The sequence below is a fragment of the Mesorhizobium sp. M1163 genome, from assembly GCF_040318415.1.
Classification (GTDB): domain Bacteria; phylum Pseudomonadota; class Alphaproteobacteria; order Rhizobiales; family Rhizobiaceae; genus Mesorhizobium.
Genome location: NZ_JAMYMF010000008.1, coordinates 174,381 through 190,165 on the forward strand (window position 1 = coordinate 174,381; position 15,785 = coordinate 190,165).

23 protein-coding genes are annotated in these 15,785 nt (G+C 61.4%); 9 read left to right on the forward strand and 14 right to left on the reverse strand.

From position 1 onward, the window contains the following. Positions 1 to 320 precede the first annotated feature (320 nt). A complete protein-coding gene (locus tag NKH43_RS10590) occupies positions 321 to 617 on the reverse strand; it encodes a hypothetical protein (RefSeq protein ID WP_352788664.1) in 297 nt (98 codons plus the stop codon). A gap of 171 nt (positions 618 to 788) precedes the next feature. Between NKH43_RS10590 and NKH43_RS10595 the strand changes: the two genes are divergently transcribed. Continuing rightward, complete coding sequence (locus NKH43_RS10595) at positions 789 to 1,064, forward strand: hypothetical protein (RefSeq protein ID WP_023723033.1); 276 nt, start codon at positions 789 to 791, stop codon at positions 1,062 to 1,064. 63 nt (positions 1,065 to 1,127) lie between these two features. Here the strand turns inward: NKH43_RS10595 and NKH43_RS10600 are convergent, their stop codons facing one another. The 6 genes from NKH43_RS10600 to NKH43_RS10625 all read right to left on the reverse strand — a co-directional run bounded on the left by NKH43_RS10600 (position 1,128) and on the right by NKH43_RS10625 (position 3,391). Further along, positions 1,128 to 1,427, reverse strand: coding sequence for a hypothetical protein (locus tag NKH43_RS10600; protein ID WP_352481618.1), 300 nt, complete (start codon positions 1,425 to 1,427; stop codon positions 1,128 to 1,130). Between the two features lie 172 nt (positions 1,428 to 1,599). Next, positions 1,600 to 1,923, reverse strand: a complete 324-nt coding sequence (locus tag NKH43_RS10605) for a hypothetical protein (protein WP_036245970.1) — start codon at positions 1,921 to 1,923, stop codon at positions 1,600 to 1,602. Next, positions 1,923 to 2,126 (reverse strand): hypothetical protein, encoded by a 204-nt coding sequence (locus NKH43_RS10610; RefSeq protein WP_352858050.1) that lies wholly within the window; start codon positions 2,124 to 2,126, stop codon positions 1,923 to 1,925. The genes NKH43_RS10605 and NKH43_RS10610 overlap by 1 nt, the downstream gene beginning before the upstream one ends. Beyond that, positions 2,111 to 2,380 (reverse strand): hypothetical protein, encoded by a 270-nt coding sequence (locus tag NKH43_RS10615; protein ID WP_352858053.1) that lies wholly within the window; start codon positions 2,378 to 2,380, stop codon positions 2,111 to 2,113. Before NKH43_RS10615 ends, NKH43_RS10610 begins: the two co-directional genes overlap by 16 nt. After that, a complete protein-coding gene (locus NKH43_RS10620; protein WP_023723038.1) occupies positions 2,380 to 2,592 on the reverse strand; it encodes a hypothetical protein in 213 nt (70 codons plus the stop codon). Before NKH43_RS10620 ends, NKH43_RS10615 begins: the two co-directional genes overlap by 1 nt. A 1-nt stretch (position 2,593) precedes the next feature. After that, positions 2,594 to 3,391: an N-acetylmuramidase family protein gene (locus NKH43_RS10625; protein ID WP_352858056.1), complete on the reverse strand. Its 798-nt coding sequence runs from the start codon at positions 3,389 to 3,391 to the stop codon at positions 2,594 to 2,596. 150 nt (positions 3,392 to 3,541) lie between these two features. Here NKH43_RS10625 and NKH43_RS10630 point away from each other — a divergent pair, with 150 nt between their 5' ends. The 8 genes from NKH43_RS10630 to NKH43_RS10665 all read left to right on the forward strand — a co-directional run bounded on the left by NKH43_RS10630 (position 3,542) and on the right by NKH43_RS10665 (position 8,265). Continuing rightward, positions 3,542 to 3,727: a hypothetical protein gene (locus NKH43_RS10630; protein WP_023723040.1), complete on the forward strand. Its 186-nt coding sequence runs from the start codon at positions 3,542 to 3,544 to the stop codon at positions 3,725 to 3,727. A 169-nt stretch (positions 3,728 to 3,896) separates the two neighbouring features. Beyond that, positions 3,897 to 4,046 carry a hypothetical protein gene (locus NKH43_RS10635; protein WP_352858058.1) on the forward strand — a complete coding sequence of 50 codons (150 nt, stop codon included), beginning with the start codon at positions 3,897 to 3,899 and terminating at the stop codon, positions 4,044 to 4,046. A gap of 179 nt (positions 4,047 to 4,225) precedes the next feature. Further along, positions 4,226 to 4,393, forward strand: coding sequence for a hypothetical protein (locus tag NKH43_RS10640; RefSeq protein WP_352496032.1), 168 nt, complete (start codon positions 4,226 to 4,228; stop codon positions 4,391 to 4,393). Between the two features lie 165 nt (positions 4,394 to 4,558). Beyond that, positions 4,559 to 4,732, forward strand: a complete 174-nt coding sequence (locus NKH43_RS10645) for a hypothetical protein (protein WP_352858060.1) — start codon at positions 4,559 to 4,561, stop codon at positions 4,730 to 4,732. 510 nt (positions 4,733 to 5,242) lie between these two features. Continuing rightward, the gene (locus NKH43_RS10650) at positions 5,243 to 5,668 is read left to right on the forward strand and encodes a GDSL-type esterase/lipase family protein (RefSeq protein WP_352858062.1); all 426 of its coding nucleotides are present in this window, start codon (positions 5,243 to 5,245) and stop codon (positions 5,666 to 5,668) included. A 344-nt stretch (positions 5,669 to 6,012) separates the two neighbouring features. After that, positions 6,013 to 6,591 (forward strand): acyltransferase family protein, encoded by a 579-nt coding sequence (locus NKH43_RS10655; RefSeq protein WP_352858065.1) that lies wholly within the window; start codon positions 6,013 to 6,015, stop codon positions 6,589 to 6,591. Between the two features lie 162 nt (positions 6,592 to 6,753). Next, positions 6,754 to 7,038: an acyltransferase family protein gene (locus NKH43_RS10660; protein WP_352858068.1), complete on the forward strand. Its 285-nt coding sequence runs from the start codon at positions 6,754 to 6,756 to the stop codon at positions 7,036 to 7,038. 480 nt (positions 7,039 to 7,518) lie between these two features. Next, complete coding sequence (locus tag NKH43_RS10665; RefSeq protein WP_352496029.1) at positions 7,519 to 8,265, forward strand: hypothetical protein; 747 nt, start codon at positions 7,519 to 7,521, stop codon at positions 8,263 to 8,265. Positions 8,266 to 8,357: 92 nt separating this feature from the next. Here the strand turns inward: NKH43_RS10665 and NKH43_RS10670 are convergent, their stop codons facing one another. The 7 genes from NKH43_RS10670 to NKH43_RS10700 form a co-directional block, all read right to left on the reverse strand. Further along, positions 8,358 to 8,597: a DapH/DapD/GlmU-related protein gene (locus NKH43_RS10670; protein WP_352858071.1), complete on the reverse strand. Its 240-nt coding sequence runs from the start codon at positions 8,595 to 8,597 to the stop codon at positions 8,358 to 8,360. Further along, entirely contained in the window at positions 8,504 to 10,021 is a 1,518-nt protein-coding gene (locus NKH43_RS10675) for a hypothetical protein (protein WP_352858074.1), read from the reverse strand. The genes NKH43_RS10670 and NKH43_RS10675 overlap by 94 nt, the downstream gene beginning before the upstream one ends. Positions 10,022 to 10,180: 159 nt before the next feature. Further along, positions 10,181 to 10,555: a hypothetical protein gene (locus NKH43_RS10680; protein ID WP_352858077.1), complete on the reverse strand. Its 375-nt coding sequence runs from the start codon at positions 10,553 to 10,555 to the stop codon at positions 10,181 to 10,183. Between the two features lie 959 nt (positions 10,556 to 11,514). Then, complete coding sequence (locus NKH43_RS10685; RefSeq protein WP_023723056.1) at positions 11,515 to 11,955, reverse strand: hypothetical protein; 441 nt, start codon at positions 11,953 to 11,955, stop codon at positions 11,515 to 11,517. Between the two features lie 253 nt (positions 11,956 to 12,208). Continuing rightward, a complete protein-coding gene (locus tag NKH43_RS10690) occupies positions 12,209 to 14,392 on the reverse strand; it encodes a hypothetical protein (protein ID WP_352858079.1) in 2,184 nt (727 codons plus the stop codon). Positions 14,393 to 14,481: 89 nt separating this feature from the next. Next, a complete protein-coding gene (locus NKH43_RS10695) occupies positions 14,482 to 14,973 on the reverse strand; it encodes a hypothetical protein (RefSeq protein WP_352858081.1) in 492 nt (163 codons plus the stop codon). Positions 14,974 to 14,975: 2 nt separating this feature from the next. Continuing rightward, on the reverse strand, positions 14,976 to 15,641 hold the full coding sequence (locus NKH43_RS10700; protein ID WP_031195435.1) for a hypothetical protein: 666 nt from the start codon (positions 15,639 to 15,641) through the stop codon (positions 14,976 to 14,978). Positions 15,642 to 15,785: the final 144 nt, after the last annotated feature.

Sequence of the window (15,785 nt, forward strand, 5' to 3'; positions counted from 1 at the left end):
GAAGCGGCGAACCCTCTAGGCAAACGCCCAGGCCACCTTGTTGTTCCGTAAGTGGCGGCTAATCGAATAGCGGTGAAGTGCCCGTGCGGTGCGGCGAATGGACTGCGGATGAACTGCGGTGGCCCGCGTCGCAAGACGCGGGCCGATCGGTTTCCCGATCAGCAGCGATACCGGAGGGGGTGATATCGGCTGCGTCTAAAACAACATTTAGGACAAGCTAATGTTCCTAGGCGACTGCAACAAACCTGCCGGCTCGAGCGGCGCGGCGTTACCGCCCGTCGCAGCCCCATGGGCAGCCTCTGTGGCAGCAATTGAAGCGGCTACTGCTTGGGCGGCTGTGGCGGCACCTCGCCAGGCTTGATCACCGGGGTCCTGCCCTCATCCGGCGGCGGCGACGCCATGCCCTGATCGCCCGTTGGCGGCGGCTTCAGCACCCCACCGCATGGCTCGAGCGTATCGGACAAATTGTTGCCGGCCGGCTTCTGCTGCTGGCTGTTCTTGTCCGGCGGCTCGACCTTGCAGCGGTCGGATTGCGACTGTTCGCCCGGCTGCGCGGACGCTGGCACCGCCAGCACCAGCGCGCCTAGCATGTACGGCAAGAAAATGAGCGGTCTCATGTCGAGCTCCTTTCGCGCCAGGATCGTCTGACTTGTGAAGGCAGGCAGGCGCGATTGGTTCCGTCGTGCGGCAATGCGCCCGGACCGCAGTGTCCCGGGAACCGGCCACCAGACTTATGAGTTCAACCATTGAGCCAGTTCAGGTGCCACCGACATTATGGAGAACCAGCGATGGAACCGCGCAGGAAAGAACGAACCGACGACGAGACCGAGAGCCCGACGATCCAGCAGCAGGACTGGGACGCCATCCGGAGCGGGAGAATTCTCCCAGACGGCGTGCCGCAAAACGGCGACATCCGTTACGACGTCGAGAAAGACGGCGAACTGCCGGAGGAGGATGACGATAACGCTTACCAGGAAAGCGACGAGGCGTTGCCGGACGATACCGATGAACGCGTTATTTCACGCGATCTCGCACGCGAAGGTGGTCCTTTCGACGAAGAATGAGCCACCGCCTTTCGCACTGCCCTCGCTGTCCGCGTCGGCGGCCGGATGAAAAAGCCCCTGCTTTCAATTCGGGAGGTCGAAGACCGGCTCCTGGCAGCGATAGACCAGACATTGACCGTCACGCGTCTTGATATAAGCGGCGCCCGGCACCTGTGGCCAGTCGCATTCATTGCCGAATCGGCGGACGTATCGGTCGTAGGTGTTCCGTCCGGTGGTGAGCACCACCGAGCGATGCCTCTGGATCAGAAGCTGTGTCTGTTCGCACGTCATCGCGCGGCTGTCCGGCCGGGCGTAGGCCGTCGCGGCAAACAGAAGCGCCCCGGCTGTCAGGACTGCCGCTTGTGTCAGGACTCTGGCAAGCATGACACCATCTCCCGTGAAGCCTAACGCGCATCTTGGTCTGGCAGGCGTCGGATCGAGCCGCCCTGTCGCGAAGGAAAGATCGTACAGAATGCCAGGAAAAATGCAAAAGCCCGCCGCACCTTTCGGCGCGGCGGGCTCAATTAAACATCACTCTTTTGTCAGCTTGGGCGGCTTACTCCTCCTTCACCGGCCCGAACCGGCGCACGATCACCTCGAAGACGATATCCGAGATCCACATCGCCGATACGCCAATTAGAAAAGCCGCGGCGAGCGTCGTGGTGTCGTCGTCCGGGGAAGGGATGGGCAGGCCGGCGGCGCGGAAATAATGCACGACCGGCAGCGTCAGATAGGCCGCCGCCAGCGCGCCGCAGATCGGCGAGGCCACCATCTCGCGGACCTTGTAGCGGTGACGCGACAAGGCCCGCAAAATGCCGCCAGAAAGGCCGGCGACCAACACCGGCGCCTTGATGCCCAGAACGTCGAGCAATTCGTGCATCATGGCGTCCACCCGCACCATCTGGCACCCTGCCCGTTGAAGGCGTTCATCTCGTCGAGCTCGGGCCGGGTCATGGCGGCGACGACGGCCGCCGATGGCCGGCGCGGCTGGTTGTGGTCGCACCAGACCTGGCGCGGATTGCCGGCCGGCGTGGTCGTCGTGCAGCCGGCGAGCACCAGGCAGAGGATCAGCGCTTTGCCCATTTCCCAGCCTCCGCTCGTGCTGCCGCATCGGTCATGCCGGCGGCCTTGCGCCCTTCGGCGGCGGCCTCGCGGTTCATTTCGAGGCGGTCCTCGGCGGCCGCGACTTTTGCCTCGGCCTGTTTGGCCGCTTCTTTCTTCGCCCGGTTGATGCCGCCGGCAACATAAAGGCCGATACCGCCGGCCACAGCAGCGAATATAGTCATGACGAGCTTGTTGCCGATGATGGCGCCGAGAATGGCGAGGAGTGCGGCCATCACAAATCCTCCGCGCGGCGGCGGCGAAGGAACTCGGTCAAAACGCCGTTGACCACAAGAAACCAGGGGAACCATTCGCCCGGAATGATCGGCGAAAGAACCTGCGGGTCGACATAGGTGACGATGCTCGCGATGACGCCGATGGCCGCCTGAAGCCGCGCCCAGAATATTGTCTCGCTGTCGCAGAAAAAGCTCTTGATCCGGGTCCACATGTCATTTCCTTCCAAACAGTTTGAGGATGGCTGATAGTTTCAGGACGGCTGCGATCAGCGCTGCCCGGAAGCCGGGCTTGGCGACAGCCACAGGAGGCGCAGAGGGCGCGGCGGCCGGCGGTGGAACGGCAATCGGCTTCGCGGGCTCTGGCGGGGCTGCAGGGACGACCGCCGATGACACCGGACCGGCAGACGGCCACGGCGTGTCCTTGATGCGCGACCATTTGCGATAGGCCTCGGCAAGCCTGGTATCGTAGGAGTTCTTGCGATAGCCGGCGCCGTTGTAGCCCTTGGCGAATCCCGCCCAGTCGTGATTGCGCAGATTGTCGTCGAGCCGCTTCTCGACGATGAAATCGATCGCCGCGCCGAGCTGCAGCGCCTCGTCCGCCATCATCGCCTCGGCCATCGCCTGCACGGTAAGAAAACCGGCCGCCTTGAAATTCTCGCCGAGAACCTGGCCCAAGCCCCATGAGGCCGATTTGAGCGCCGCGGTTTCGTCGATCGCACAAGCTGCCCTGAGCCGTGGGTAGCTATCCCTTGGATAGGGCTTCTCGCCCCACTTCGGATAGGCGAGGCCGGCGGCTACCGCTGTTGCCCGCTTGGCACCCGACAGGTTGCGGTAGAAGACGTGCGGTTCGAACAGGATGACCGGCCGGCCAACGGCGTCGAAGCCATGCCCGCTGGTTTCAACATCGAGGAACGCGTGGATCTCGTCCTCGCCGACGCCGATCCGGGCGCCGAGTTTCGGCAAATCTATGTCATCGAGGCGCCTCGCGGCGCCCTTGAATGAAAGGTCCATGGGTTTCCTTTCCGCCCTTGCGGGCAGGGTTTTGAGGTTGAAAAACGGATGCGTGGCGGCAAAGCAGAATTGGGCGGCAGCGCGTGCCGATGTGGCAAGGAAGGTTGATGTTTTCGACCCGCCGTGTGAAATGGGCGCGGGATGGTGCATATGCCTGATGATGAACAAACCGCTGCGGCGCGCTGGTCGGTGAGGTCCGAGCTCCGCGCCGTCGGTCGCGACAAGCCGCTGCTCGCGGTGCTGGCAGCGATCCTCTGCCTTTATTGTGCGTTTATCGCCGGACCGATCGTCTATGCGGTGCTGGCCATCAACGGCATTGCGGATTTCTTCAAATAGAGCCGGTTTCGGCGATCTCGCGCCGGTCCGGCGCGCTGTATCGGCCCCGAAATTGCTCGGCCTGGATGAAATCGCTTAGCCGGGATGAAACTGTTCGCGTATATCGTTCGTACCTGTAGCGGGTGCGGGAGGACACGTGACGATAAGAATCAGGCTTCCAGGCGGGACTTTGAAGATCAAGAAAAGCGACGAGCTGCGGCGCCGCGAGCAGAATCGCGAGGTGCCGGTTTGGCAGGTCGGCAATTACTTCGTCATCTGGTGGCCGAGCAGCATGTCCGATCGTCCATCCTCGCCCAAAAAACCCCCGCCCAGGAAATAGCCGGCGCACCCGACGATCCCGTCCGGGCACTGGTGCCTCCGTGCGGGATCAGGAACCGCCCTGCGCGCCGAAACCTCCCAGACCGCTCGCCAAATCCCAAAAATAGTCAGCGGCAGGCGTTGACTCTTCCGCCACGGAAGGTCTCTTGTGCTGCGTTGCACAATGGGGTGGCGGAATCGATGGCGGTGCGTATCAGGATGCCTGGCGGCACGCTGAAGGTGAAGGTGTATCGCGAATTGCGCGATCGCGAACGCGCCCGCCGCGTACCCGTCGTCAGGCTCGGCCGGGTCTATTTCACCTGGTGGTCGAACCGCCAGCGCCTGATTGACGACCACTCGCCAGGATGAAGCTCCTTCGGACAGGCCTGCGCCTGCCCGCCCGGCACCGCGAAGCCTGCGCCGGCCAGCTCGCAAAATAAGTTGATGATGCTGCTGTTGACTCTTCCGTAACGGAAGGTCTCTACTTACCGCATTGCACACAATTGCTGCGTTGCACAACGGGGAGTTGGACCGATGGCAGTGCGTATCAGGTTGCCGGGCGGCACTCTGAAGATGAAGACCTATCGTGAGTTGCGAGCCAGGGAACGCGACCGCCGTGTGCCTGTGATGAAGATGGGCTCGCTGTATTTTGTCTGGTGGTCGAAAGGCCAGGAGCCTCAAGAGAAGCCGCAGGACAGCAGGCGCTAGCCGCTGGCGGCGGCGGACGCAGTGTTCGCGGTTTTGCTCGGCTTTTTTCTGCTGTCGTGACTCTAAATGTCTAGGCAGATTGTTTGGCCAGCGAGGGACCCGATCCTCCCGCGAGATTAAATGCTACTGCGACGAGCAGAGCGCTCCAGTCAGCTCCGCCCTCGCGGGTAGGTTGTTAGGTTCCTATTTTCACAGGGATTGGCTACTCGGATGCCTTTTGATTCGGCACGAATTTCGTCGTCGCCGATGCCGATCAATGCCCCGACGCGCGGGATATGCGATCGGTGATGCGCGCTTCGCAGGTCCTCCTGGGACGCAGTGCCCGTGGTCACCTTCCAATGTTGTGGAAGGCTATATTGAATTACTGCCCTTGGGCATCTAAAGCTTTCGGCGATCATGAGAGGTTCCAGAGGGCTCAAGGGCTGGTCGGCCCGAGCAGTTAGGGCTCTAGCCGGTAGGGGGCCTGCTTGAGCCACCCTGATGTTTCGGGATTTCACGTAGGGGCTAAGGATGCGAAAGACTTCCATCCTTGTTGCCGGGTTCCTCGCCGGCTCGGCGTTCGGTCATTGGGGCTACATGCCGCTAAAGGCTTCCATCTGGCCTGAAGCGGTAAGCGTTCCGGCAACCACGTATCAGGCGGCCCGCAACAGCATCTTTGCGGCCCGCCGGAGTTCTGGTGACGCTGTGATGATCGGCGACTCGATCACGGAAATGGGCGATTGGGACGCGATCTTTCCTGATTACCGGATCATCAACCGCGGCGTCTACAGCGACAACACGGCCGGCCTTCTGGCTCGAACCGATGAACTTTCCCGCGTCGATGCCGATATTGCCTTCGTGATGATCGGCACGAATGACTTCACGATCAGGCTAGACGCGAATGGGACCTTCGGGCGCTACAACAGGATCATCAAAGCGCTGGCTCCAAAGCGGTAGTGGTTCAATCTACACTGTTCCGAAGCGACCGATATCCCAAAATAAATGAAGCCACCGCTGAGCTGAACCGCAAGCTGCAAGCCCTATGTTCCGGCTCGGTCTGCGACTATCTGGACCTCAATGCGACCCTTGCGCCGAATGGCGTCTTGCTGCCGAAATATTCAGTCGATGGCACGCATATTACGGGAGCCGCATATACTTTATGGGCGGAACAGATTAGGGCGTTTCTCCCTGCGAAGCCGCGCCAGAATAGCAATTGACGTTGCGCATTCAGTTGCCGGATGGCACACCTTGCGGCTTAGCGACGAACTCACAGCGGGGAAGAATGCGCAACCAGACACTAGATGCCCTTCGAGGCATCACGGCTCTCATGGTGTGTCTTCCATGTCGTCGGTACTGCCGGGATTGGATACGGCGTCGATGACGTGTGGAGCTATGGCCGCATGGGCGTGCCGCTGTCCTTCGTGATTTCAGGCTTTATCGTTCCGCTGTCGATGGACCTCGCTGGGCACAAGATCAGCGGCTATTTCCGCTTCATTGCCCGGCGCATGGTCCGCCTCGAACCGCCCTACTTCGTGACGATCGCCTTCATCCTGATCAGCGGCGTGGCGCTGGCTCACATCCCGCAACTCAACACCTCGCATCCTCCCTACACCGTCACCAACGTGCTTTTGCATATCGGCTATGTGAACGCCTTCGTGGGTCAGCCTTGGCTTAGCGGACCGTTCTGGACGCTGGCTATCGAGTTTCAATATTACGTGGTGATAGGACTGCTCTTTCCGATCCTGGTCAGCAGCAGGACTGCAGGCTTGGCAATGCTTGGCGGGTTTGCCGCGCTCTCTATCGTGAGCACCGGATATGTCGAATTCCTGCCGCCCCATTTGAGCGTGTTCGGCACCGGCATTCTGACCTTCATGTTCTAGACGAAGCGGGTTGACCTCAACACGTTCTGCGTCGGGATCGCTGCCCTTTGCGCCGTGGTATGGTGGACGCTTGGACCGGAGCGGGCAATCACCTGTCTTCTAGCCTCGACTGCGATTGCAATCTCTTGGGTGCCGGCGTCGTCCCTGTTCAGCAGGGTCGGGATGATCTCGTATTCGCTTTACCTCGTGCACGTCCCTATCGGCATGAGGTTCGTAAAACTATCCAAGCGGGTGTTCCCCGGCTCCCCATGGCTGCCATCGGCTATTGCGCTTGCCGCGTGTTTCGGCGCGGCTTTGTTGCTCTGGTATTTTGTCGAAGAGTGGGCCAAGAAGCAGTCGAAGAAGATCGACTATGGCAGCAAAGCGCGCCGCGCTGCGCCAGATATCGTAAAAGCGCCCATCTCAGATGCGGAACCACAGGCGCCCTTGCTGCCATCAGAAGGCTAAGGACCGACCTTTATCCCAACAGGTTCGCCAGAGGAACTGAGCAAGGGTCGCCGTAGGACTATGGTTGCGTCGCGAAAGCTTTATAGGTGGAACCGGCTTGAAGCGACAAACCGCAGAATCCCACCCTCAACAAGCGCAACTGCTGAATCTGCGCCATCTGCGGCAAGGCATTGCACGACAGCAGCTCACCCAATTTAGCGCCAATGTTCCGATCGCAAGGCGTTCCTGAGCCGACAGCTTTGCAGGTTAGTGAAACGCTCTGGTAGTCTCGGCGCCTCGGCCATCAACCTCAGCCGGAGCGCCTTTTCCGGTCAAATGCCTTTGCAGATGCGTCTCGCGCCGCTCTCGAGCGCAGTTCTTCTTTTCGGCGGTTCGAACGAAGCGTCTGGCAGGCGATCGCGGTCGTTGCGCAAGGTTGCAAACCGTCGCTGTTTGTTGCAAATAATTTGCTGCGGCGGGCGATCGAGGAGTCATCTAGCGATGAATGTCCAGTCGCGCGTGCATGCCTTTCTTCGCGCAACCCCGCTCCGCTATTGTTTTCACCTCGCAAAAGCTCACCTTGGTGGCTCTCCACAATCCGACGAGAGCGTGATCCTGTCGCGGATCGTTGGTCAAAGCCCGAAAACATTCTTGGAGTTTGGTTTTCATCCCACGGAATACAACTGCATTGGGCTTAGCGACTTCAGGGGTCTGCTCGTCGACGGCGACGCAACGACCGTGCGGTTGGCCCGCTCGCTGCTTCCAAAGCGGATCGAAGTGCGCCAGAGCTTCATCGATCTTGACAACATCAAAAACCTCGCCACGCATTTTCCACAGCTTGGAGTGCTTTCCGTCGACGTCGACGGCAACGACTACTGGTTTCTGCAAGCCCTGCTGCCAGTGCGTCCGGCTGTCATTGTCGCGGAGTACAATGCCAGTTTCGGTCTCAACCCAATCACCGTGCCCTATGATCTCGCGTTCGACCGCACGGCCAAGCATGACAGCGGCTGGTATCACGGTGCATCGATCACCGCCCTGACCAAGCTATGCAAGACGCACGACTACAAGCTCGTTGCCGTCTCGGCCGCCGGCGCGAACGCGTTCTTCTTACCTGACGCTTCGGACATACCGGAATTAGAGCCTGCCCAGGCCTATCGAGAGAACGTCCTGCGTAACCGCTGGTCTAGAACTACGGCTAAAGACCAATGGGAGCGCATCAAGCATATGCCTTTTATCGAAGCGCCCTGAGATCGAGACGAGAAATGTAGACTGGACGACCGGCTCGACATGCAGTGCGATACGACGGCACGACCCTCGTTGATGAGCGGCAGCGACAGGCATCACTTCACTAGGTCTGCTGGCCGCACCAATGCATCGGCCGGAACGTCGTATCGAACAATTGACCCGGCCGAGATAATAGCCCGATCGCCGATGGTGACACCCTTCATGATCATGGCGCTGTTGCCGATCCAGACGTCATCTCCAATCACAATTGGCGACGATCGGATGCCGGGGTCGACGCGCGGGTGACCTTCCTTGAAGATGGCCTGCATTTGCGCAAACCGCTTCCGAGGGTCCATGGGATGCGAGTTGGTATCGTGGATCGCGACCCCCCATGAAACGTGCACCCGCTTGCCGATCTTGATCCCCACCGGATCAGACGACCAAACCGTTGAGCCGGGTCCAAGGTAGAACCAATCGCCGATCTCGATGCGGCCTGCATGGGCGAAGATTTGCAAATGTCCATCCAAATGGCTGTCGGCACCGATCGAAACCCTCGCTCGGTCGCCGTGGATGTACCGTCCGACAGATCGAAATTGGCGGTATAGACAGCTGGCCCGTTGGAAAGCAGCTGCAGCAGCCGGCGCTCGGATGCCCTGGCGGTCACGACATGCTCGACTACGACGCCAGTCGAGAATGTATAGGTTCGGAAACAGGTCGGCGCGACGGAACCAGTGCCCTCGGTCAGCTTGATCGTAGTGACCGCAAGCCCTTCTATGCGCGACAGCGCATCGACGTTCGTCACAATGCTGGCCGTCGATGAACGAACTCCTATGTCGGTTGCAACCGGCCCGGCGTCAACTCGGAATAGGCCAAGCAAGCCGGCGCTGACCTCCGTCCAGAAATACTCGCCGACATCGACATTCCTGCCCATTACCGCCACCGCCGCGGCGCCGGCCAGCCCCGCCGACGCCCCGAAGCTGAACGTCGGCGCCACCGTGTAGGAGCCCGGCGCCGTGATCAGTATCTGCGTCAGCGCCCCGCCCGCCACCACGAAGCGGCCGGCCGCGCCCGAACCGGTGCCGCCGGTAAACGCCAGGTCGAACGTGCCATTGGCGCCGCCCGAGCCCGCCGTGATCGCACCATTGCCGACGACGCCGAAGCCGATTGCCGCCGCAGTCGTCGGGAAAATGCCCTTGCCGTGGAGCGAAGCGTCGCGTGCGGCCTGGGCGCTGATGACTGCGGCCGCCGCGGCGACTGCATCGGAATTGGTGGCAGCCCGGTCGGCTGTGGTTTGTCCGGCATTCGCGGCCGAAGCGGCTGCGCTGGCGGATGCCTGGCCGGCGCTGGCTGCGGCAGCATCCTTCAAGGCATGGGTTTCGTCGCGCAGCGCTTCGACCTCTTCGACCACGTTGGCGATGTCGGGCGGAACGGATGCGGCGATGGTGATGGCATCGGCGCCGACTGCCGGCTCGTCGGCCGTGAACTCGAACACGCGGTCGGCGTTGACCGACCCGATCTGGGTGTGAACGGTCGTGCCCTTCTGCACGGTGCGCGTGGTGCGGGCGTCGGCGGCGCGGAACCAGTCGCCTTCGCTCGCCGTATAGATGCCGTTCTGCGTCGGGTCGGCCTGGTCCTTGACCAGCACGCGGTCGCCGATTTCGGCCGGCACGCCGTCGATGGCCTGCAGGCCGTGCAGGAGGATGTCGGCCGTGGTTGCGAGGCGCACGGGTTCGCGTTCGCCGGTCAGGAGACGAACGGCGGCAGTTGCAGGTCGGGACATGAGGGCTTGCTCCATAAAAAAAGCCCCGCATGAGCGAGGCTGGAAGGGGGTTCGGTGCTGGCGGTGGGAAATCTAAGCTGCGCGGCGGACACCGCGTTATCCGGCGCGGCCGGTGTATTCACGGACAATTTTGCGGACAGCGAGCAACGCGGTCCAGGGCTATAGCGATCCGCCAATGAGCCTTCTTGTGCCGCCGATCGCCGCCAGCCCGCAGGCCATGCCGGCGCAGTCGGCGACCCAGTCGAGGATATCCATATCGCGCGCGATCAGCTGCGCGCCCTGAAGCAGCTCGATCGCCGCGCCGGTAATGGCGAGGAGCACGACCAGCCTCGTCTTGTGTTCCGGCCAGCCGAGGCTTCCGAGCGCCGCCAACGCAGCGAACGCCGCGGCGTGGTTGAGCTTGTCATGGTGGAAGGTGAAGCCCATGTCCAACTCCTGCAGGAAGCGCGCCGGCGAAAGCGCGAGCAGGAGAACACCGGCCAAGGTAAGCAGAAAAGCGATCCTTGCCATGGTCGCAAAAGAGTCTGTGCGCAACACGTCAATCCTTCATCTGAAACAGGAGGCGATCCAGAAGGCACCGCCAATTGGGACCGCTCTGCGGTCAGCGGGCCATAAGCCAGCATCGTGAAAGCACTAAGAGATTAGTATAGCTGGTTGAACCAAGCTGCTTTGCCGCGGCTCTTTGCGATCGAAGTCTGGGCAATGCGCCTGCTTGCTGCTCGAGTTCGGGGCTTGCCGATGATCACCGCACGGTAGAACCTTTAGCTAGCTGACGGCGCTTGCAGAGAAGCGCCGATACATCACTTCGGAAGTAACGGAAGCACATTCTCATCAAGGAACTTGAGACGGCTACCCACATTTCGGCGTTGGCTGGGCTAGCCGGCACATCGACCGGGATTAGATCCGCCACCGGGTCCCCCCGTCGCGCAGCTTCGACCCACTCTTCCATGGCGCCGATATATCCATCCAGCGCCTCGTATGGAGTCTTGGCGTCCTCACAAGTCAGGTGTCGGAGGCACATCGCCTACGATCACCCATACCCACGGATCCACTTCCGGCCTGCCAGGTACAATCTCGAAAAGGAAAATATATATTATGCCGTCGGCCCCATACCCAAGATATTCTCCCTTGATGTCTGAAACCAGTCATAAAACTCAAGATATTTTCGGGCTTCCAGACGTGCAGCATCAAGCTCTTCATCGCCTGTGCTTTTGTCAGCCGACGGCAAGCGGGTGACGCTAGTCAAGTCGGGTTTGACGTCGCTACAATTTCGCTCGACCACTTGTGTTCCCTTTCATTTCTTGCTTGAGCCATCTTCTTCTTGCCCAGCGAGCATAGTCTCCTGCATCGCTATGGTGTTTAATATGATCTGCTCTCGCACGATGCGTGCCCCCGGTTGGCCAGCGCTTTCTCGTGAGACACATCCATATTCAGCGCTGCACAGGCTTGTCGCGAGTGCGCTGCACGGCTCTACCGGAATGGGCTCGCAAAGCTCAACGCTGCTCATGCCAAATGTCGAACGGCTTGATGGTAGCTGAAGGGAGACCTCGTTCATCAAACACATCGAAGACTCGCTCTGATAAGACGAGGTCAAGGTTCTTGGCGATGCCGAAGTCATCGTGACCCGCCTTCCCGCTCACCTTCAGCCACACGAAAGATGGAAGCTCTACCTCGGGCTGCTGTTCGCGAAAATCTTCGGACGTTATGACTTCAACAGGGGCGAATGCCGCTCCGGTGAAGCCGATTTCTGACAATGCGTGCGCGGCCTCTTCCGTCACGAGGAAACATGGAAAGCTTGTTATAAGAACATCACCGATCCATCCCTCCATCTGGTACACAAGCTTGCTCACGATAGGAGGGTGGACACTGGTATCCATGACAGTGCCGTCGCCCAATCCGCCGGCCACATCGGGCAGAATGTCAAAGTATCTCATCAGTCACCTATTGGTAGATGGAACAAATGTCCATACTTCTTGTCGATTTCCGTAACATAGTCAAGGACCTTCTGGCGAGTAGCATGAGGGTTTTTCTTATAGAAATATTCCCACTCGTTCCGAATGACCTTCTGGTGCAAATTTATGTCGAACTCGTTCCGGATTCCACGAAGATTCTCGATTGAATGCAGCTCTTGCTCTGCAAAAAGCCCGGGATACCTTTTAAAAACTCCCTGCTCGACGCCATGATGCACTATATAGTCGCTTTTGTTGAGACTAGGATTCGCGTCGAAAAAGGTTTTTCGATAGTCCTTGGATGGAGCCCACCCAACCTTCGCCCCGGCATGTTTAACTTTGGACGTATCCCTAGCAGCATCGCACCTAGTAACGCGGTATCAAAGGCACTATCGGACATTTCACCGGCTCGCGTCTTCCGGCGTGGGATTGGTGGCGAGACCGAGCGCGCAAGCGCTTGCTGGTGCCTAAGGGTTTCGGCATCGACCCCACGAACAAGTGCCTCGCCGCCTTCGACTAGGTCAGTCGGCCGCCTCGAAAATATTGAGAGTTTCTCTACCCAGGGCTTGGCAATCTTCGCCGCGGCGCGTTCCAGGGCCACCACCGCCAACTTATCGCCAGGAATTGCGCCCGCGGCATTGAGCAGTGTTTGGTCGTAGTTGCCTTCCAGCGCTGCATTTCCAGCCTTCTCCAGTGCAAATGACGTCCCCAACGGCGTGAAGTCGGCCACCGAGATGCTGTCTTCGCCAAGCCCATCGGAGCCCACGAGTTTTTGCGCGAGAAGACGCCATAGGCTCCCCCGCTCACTGTCGCCGGCTATCAATCTCCCGAGCCACTCTTGATTCGTCGGTAAGTAGTTGGTGAGTTCCGCGCTTGATACCGATCGTCCTGGCTCGACAGTGTTGGCTAAATCGAGCAGCATCATCGGGTCGACTACAGCTGCCCGGACCGACCTGTCCGCGATGCTGTTGTCCGTTTGGGACGCGCTGGTCTGAAACAGGTGGCTCAGCACCGCTTCGCGCGCGGCTTGATTCGGTAGCGCGGCGAACACATTGCGCAGCTCTGCGGTCTGGTGTTGCGGCTGGGCCTTGAGTCTGCCGACAATGTCCTCAGCGACAGAGTTGGGTAGCGGCTGGGCGGTCTCAAAACCCAACTGTTGCTGGGCGGCGATGGAGCCAATGATCGCCGCCCGATAGTCTCCCGGCTTCGACAGGTTGCTCCAGGCCGCATCAAGGTTCGCGAATGCCTCGCGGACATAGCCGCCCGGATCGGCCTGCCTGGCCTTGAACGTCAGGTCCGCGGCGGCGGCGATAGCGTCATGGCGTGCCTTGTCCACTTCCGGCGTTGAACTATCTGCGGTGGGGTCGGCGTCCTTGACCATGGCCCGCACGGCGTTATTCGACAGGTCGCGCATGCCGTGGAATTGGCGATTAACCTCAACGGTCCTGTTGAACGCCTCGAAGCGCCCGGCGCCTTCGGTAGCGCCATAGAGAGCGACGAATTGTTCCGGCGTTGGGATCGGGCCGGAATAGGTTCCACTGTCCCTGATGTCGGCCGGCGCATTCTGCTCGGCCAGGATAATGTTTGTGCGTTTTTCGACTTGCCGCATCGCGTCGGCGGCTCGGGCCTGCTGGACCAACCCTGGCCGCTCTTCGGGGGCAATGTCGTCCCCAAAGGCCTGCGCCGACCTTTCGTCCGGCGTAAGCTTGCCTACCCGGTCACGGAGCGAAGCCGGTGCGGCAGTTCCATCCGCCGGAGGCCCACTCACAGCCTCGACGGTATCGTCCTTGGTCTTGCCGTCCGTTGCGGCCAACACCGCCCCCAGCATCTCGGCAGCGCGCTTCGGATCCTGGGCGATCATCGCCTGGACTAGCGCCTTTGCCGCGTTGCTGCGCCAGGCAGCCTCGGCGGCTTGCCGGGCCACCGGGTTGCCCATCTTGCCGATCAGTTCGAGCCCGCTCTGCCTGATCGCCTCGAATGTTGCGCTATCGTCCGGGTCGCCCTGCGCGATGGCGCTGGTGTAGCCATCCTCGACCTTGGTCCACTCGGCCTGCTCGTAACTCTGGCGCCGCGCGTGCTGCTGCGCGGCCATGCGCGCCGAGCCGGCGAGCCGCAACGCCTGCTTTTGCGCGAGGAAATTGGCGCGTTCGCCCTCCGGCACTTTCGCCGCGGTGTCGTCGAATATCTGGTCGAACAGGCCGGGCTTGACGACGCCGTCGCTGCGCGGATCGAGCTGGCCATACATGAAGTCGTGCAGGCCGCCGCCGTCGGCCGGCGCGGTCTGCACCGCCACGGCCTCGGCGTGCGCGATGCGTGCGTTCAGCTCGCGGCCGATAATGTCGGCGTCGAACGCATCCTGCTGCTGCTTCTGCTGCCGAAAGCGCTCGGCCACCGCCGAGAGCTCGTAGCCAAAGCCTTGCATGGCCGCGCCCCCCGGCGAGCCGTTGGGATAGGAGGCCACAGTGCCGGTATCGAGCCGGCGCTGGGCAAGCTGGAGCGGGATGGTGGCCATCAGTAGAGGCCTCCACCCGGCGCCGGCGGGAAGGCGCTTCTGCCGAACGTCACCGCCTTGGCCGGGTCGTAGAGGCCGGAGATGCCCGATACCAGATTGCCGCCGGCCTTGAAGATCGAGGCGCCCACTGCCTGCCTGCCGGAAAAGCGCGCGATCGCCGCCTGCGTGCCGAGACCGTTCTGGCGCAGCTGCGAGCCGTACTGGATCGCCTTGAGGTCGAGCTGGCCCTGCCTGGCATTGGCGGCCAGCACCTCGGTCGGCGATCCCGCTATGGCGACGCCCGAAGCGCCGGCCTGGGCACGCGCCTGCGCCTGCAGCAGGTCCTGCTTGTGGCGCTCCTGGCCCTGCTCGAAGGCCGAGCTTTGAGCGTCGGCCCGCGCCTGCTGTTCATAGGCTTTGGCCTGGTAGTCGGCCATCTGCCTGGACTGCTGGCCTTCCGCCAGCGCGCCGCCGACGGAAAGCGCCGTGCCGATAAGAGCTAGTGTGCACATGGTCAGCCTCGTTCGCCGGCGGGAATGAATTTGCTTTTGATGCCGTCGACCGGCGCGCCGATCGAAGGGCGCCGGTCGAGCACGCCGCCGGGACTGAGGAAGGACAAAAGCAGCCGGTCGGCCTGGATCGCCGGGCGGCTGAGCCGCGTGGGTGCTGTGGCCCGCGGGCCGGCCATGGCGGTGCGCCGGATGGTGGTCAGGTTGACTTTGACCCCGGCGGCGCCGTCGGACACGCCGTTGGCGGCGGTGACGGCGCGGCTCAAGGCATCGGCCGCGAACAGCTCCTGGCGCAGTTGCTCGATCAGCCAGTGGACCGTGCGCCAGCGCTCGCCGAGAGCCTCGGCGTTTGTCCTGACCTCGTCGCCGTGCGGCGGCGTGTCAGCGCAGGGTTCGGCGGGGGGTTCGTCCAGGGGGGCGCCAACGCGGCGCTCGTCCGCGTCTTCGATGGTTTTCTCGATCAGCGCAATTTCAGCGGTGCAGTCGTCCAATGCGGCACGCGCCGCCGTCAAATTGCCGGCGCCGAAGATCGCGTGAAACTTTTCAGTTTCCAGCTCGCCCTTGCGGGCGATCGCATTGTTGAGATCGGTGTCGAGCAAGGCGATGACGGCGGCAAAATCGGCAGCCGTCCGCGCCCTGCCGAGGTCTTCGGCATGGGGGAGTTGGGTCACGGGTGGTTCCTTCTTGAGGGAAGCGATGGAGGACGGAGCGGGTGATCTCCCCCCTCGAGGGGCAGGGCTATCGCATATGAGTGATGGCATTGATGAGATAGTCGTCGTTCCAGGCGCATTTCTTGATGCGATGGCTGATGGGAA

Bases quoted from the DNA above. Each gene is read 5' to 3' on its own strand.
- NKH43_RS10590 (WP_352788664.1), bottom strand. From the start codon at position 617: ATGAGACCGCTCATTTTCTTGCCGTACATGCTAGGCGCGCTGGTGCTG.
- NKH43_RS10595 (WP_023723033.1), top strand. From the start codon at position 789: ATGGAACCGCGCAGGAAAGAACGAACCGACGACGAGACCGAGAGCCCG.
- NKH43_RS10600 (WP_352481618.1), bottom strand. From the start codon at position 1,427: ATGCTTGCCAGAGTCCTGACACAAGCGGCAGTCCTGACAGCCGGGGCG.
- NKH43_RS10605 (WP_036245970.1), bottom strand. From the start codon at position 1,923: ATGCACGAATTGCTCGACGTTCTGGGCATCAAGGCGCCGGTGTTGGTC.
- NKH43_RS10610 (WP_352858050.1), bottom strand. From the start codon at position 2,126: ATGGGCAAAGCGCTGATCCTCTGCCTGGTGCTCGCCGGCTGCACGACG.
- NKH43_RS10615 (WP_352858053.1), bottom strand. From the start codon at position 2,380: ATGGCCGCACTCCTCGCCATTCTCGGCGCCATCATCGGCAACAAGCTC.
- NKH43_RS10620 (WP_023723038.1), bottom strand. From the start codon at position 2,592: ATGTGGACCCGGATCAAGAGCTTTTTCTGCGACAGCGAGACAATATTC.
- NKH43_RS10625 (WP_352858056.1), bottom strand. From the start codon at position 3,391: ATGGACCTTTCATTCAAGGGCGCCGCGAGGCGCCTCGATGACATAGAT.
- NKH43_RS10630 (WP_023723040.1), top strand. From the start codon at position 3,542: ATGCCTGATGATGAACAAACCGCTGCGGCGCGCTGGTCGGTGAGGTCC.
- NKH43_RS10640 (WP_352496032.1), top strand. From the start codon at position 4,226: ATGGCGGTGCGTATCAGGATGCCTGGCGGCACGCTGAAGGTGAAGGTG.
- NKH43_RS10645 (WP_352858060.1), top strand. From the start codon at position 4,559: ATGGCAGTGCGTATCAGGTTGCCGGGCGGCACTCTGAAGATGAAGACC.
- NKH43_RS10650 (WP_352858062.1), top strand. From the start codon at position 5,243: ATGCGAAAGACTTCCATCCTTGTTGCCGGGTTCCTCGCCGGCTCGGCG.
- NKH43_RS10655 (WP_352858065.1), top strand. From the start codon at position 6,013: ATGCCCTTCGAGGCATCACGGCTCTCATGGTGTGTCTTCCATGTCGTC.
- NKH43_RS10660 (WP_352858068.1), top strand. From the start codon at position 6,754: ATGATCTCGTATTCGCTTTACCTCGTGCACGTCCCTATCGGCATGAGG.
- NKH43_RS10665 (WP_352496029.1), top strand. From the start codon at position 7,519: ATGAATGTCCAGTCGCGCGTGCATGCCTTTCTTCGCGCAACCCCGCTC.
- NKH43_RS10670 (WP_352858071.1), bottom strand. From the start codon at position 8,597: ATGGACCCTCGGAAGCGGTTTGCGCAAATGCAGGCCATCTTCAAGGAA.
- NKH43_RS10675 (WP_352858074.1), bottom strand. From the start codon at position 10,021: ATGTCCCGACCTGCAACTGCCGCCGTTCGTCTCCTGACCGGCGAACGC.
- NKH43_RS10685 (WP_023723056.1), bottom strand. From the start codon at position 11,955: ATGAGATACTTTGACATTCTGCCCGATGTGGCCGGCGGATTGGGCGAC.
- NKH43_RS10690 (WP_352858079.1), bottom strand. From the start codon at position 14,392: ATGCAAGGCTTTGGCTACGAGCTCTCGGCGGTGGCCGAGCGCTTTCGG.
- NKH43_RS10695 (WP_352858081.1), bottom strand. From the start codon at position 14,973: ATGTGCACACTAGCTCTTATCGGCACGGCGCTTTCCGTCGGCGGCGCG.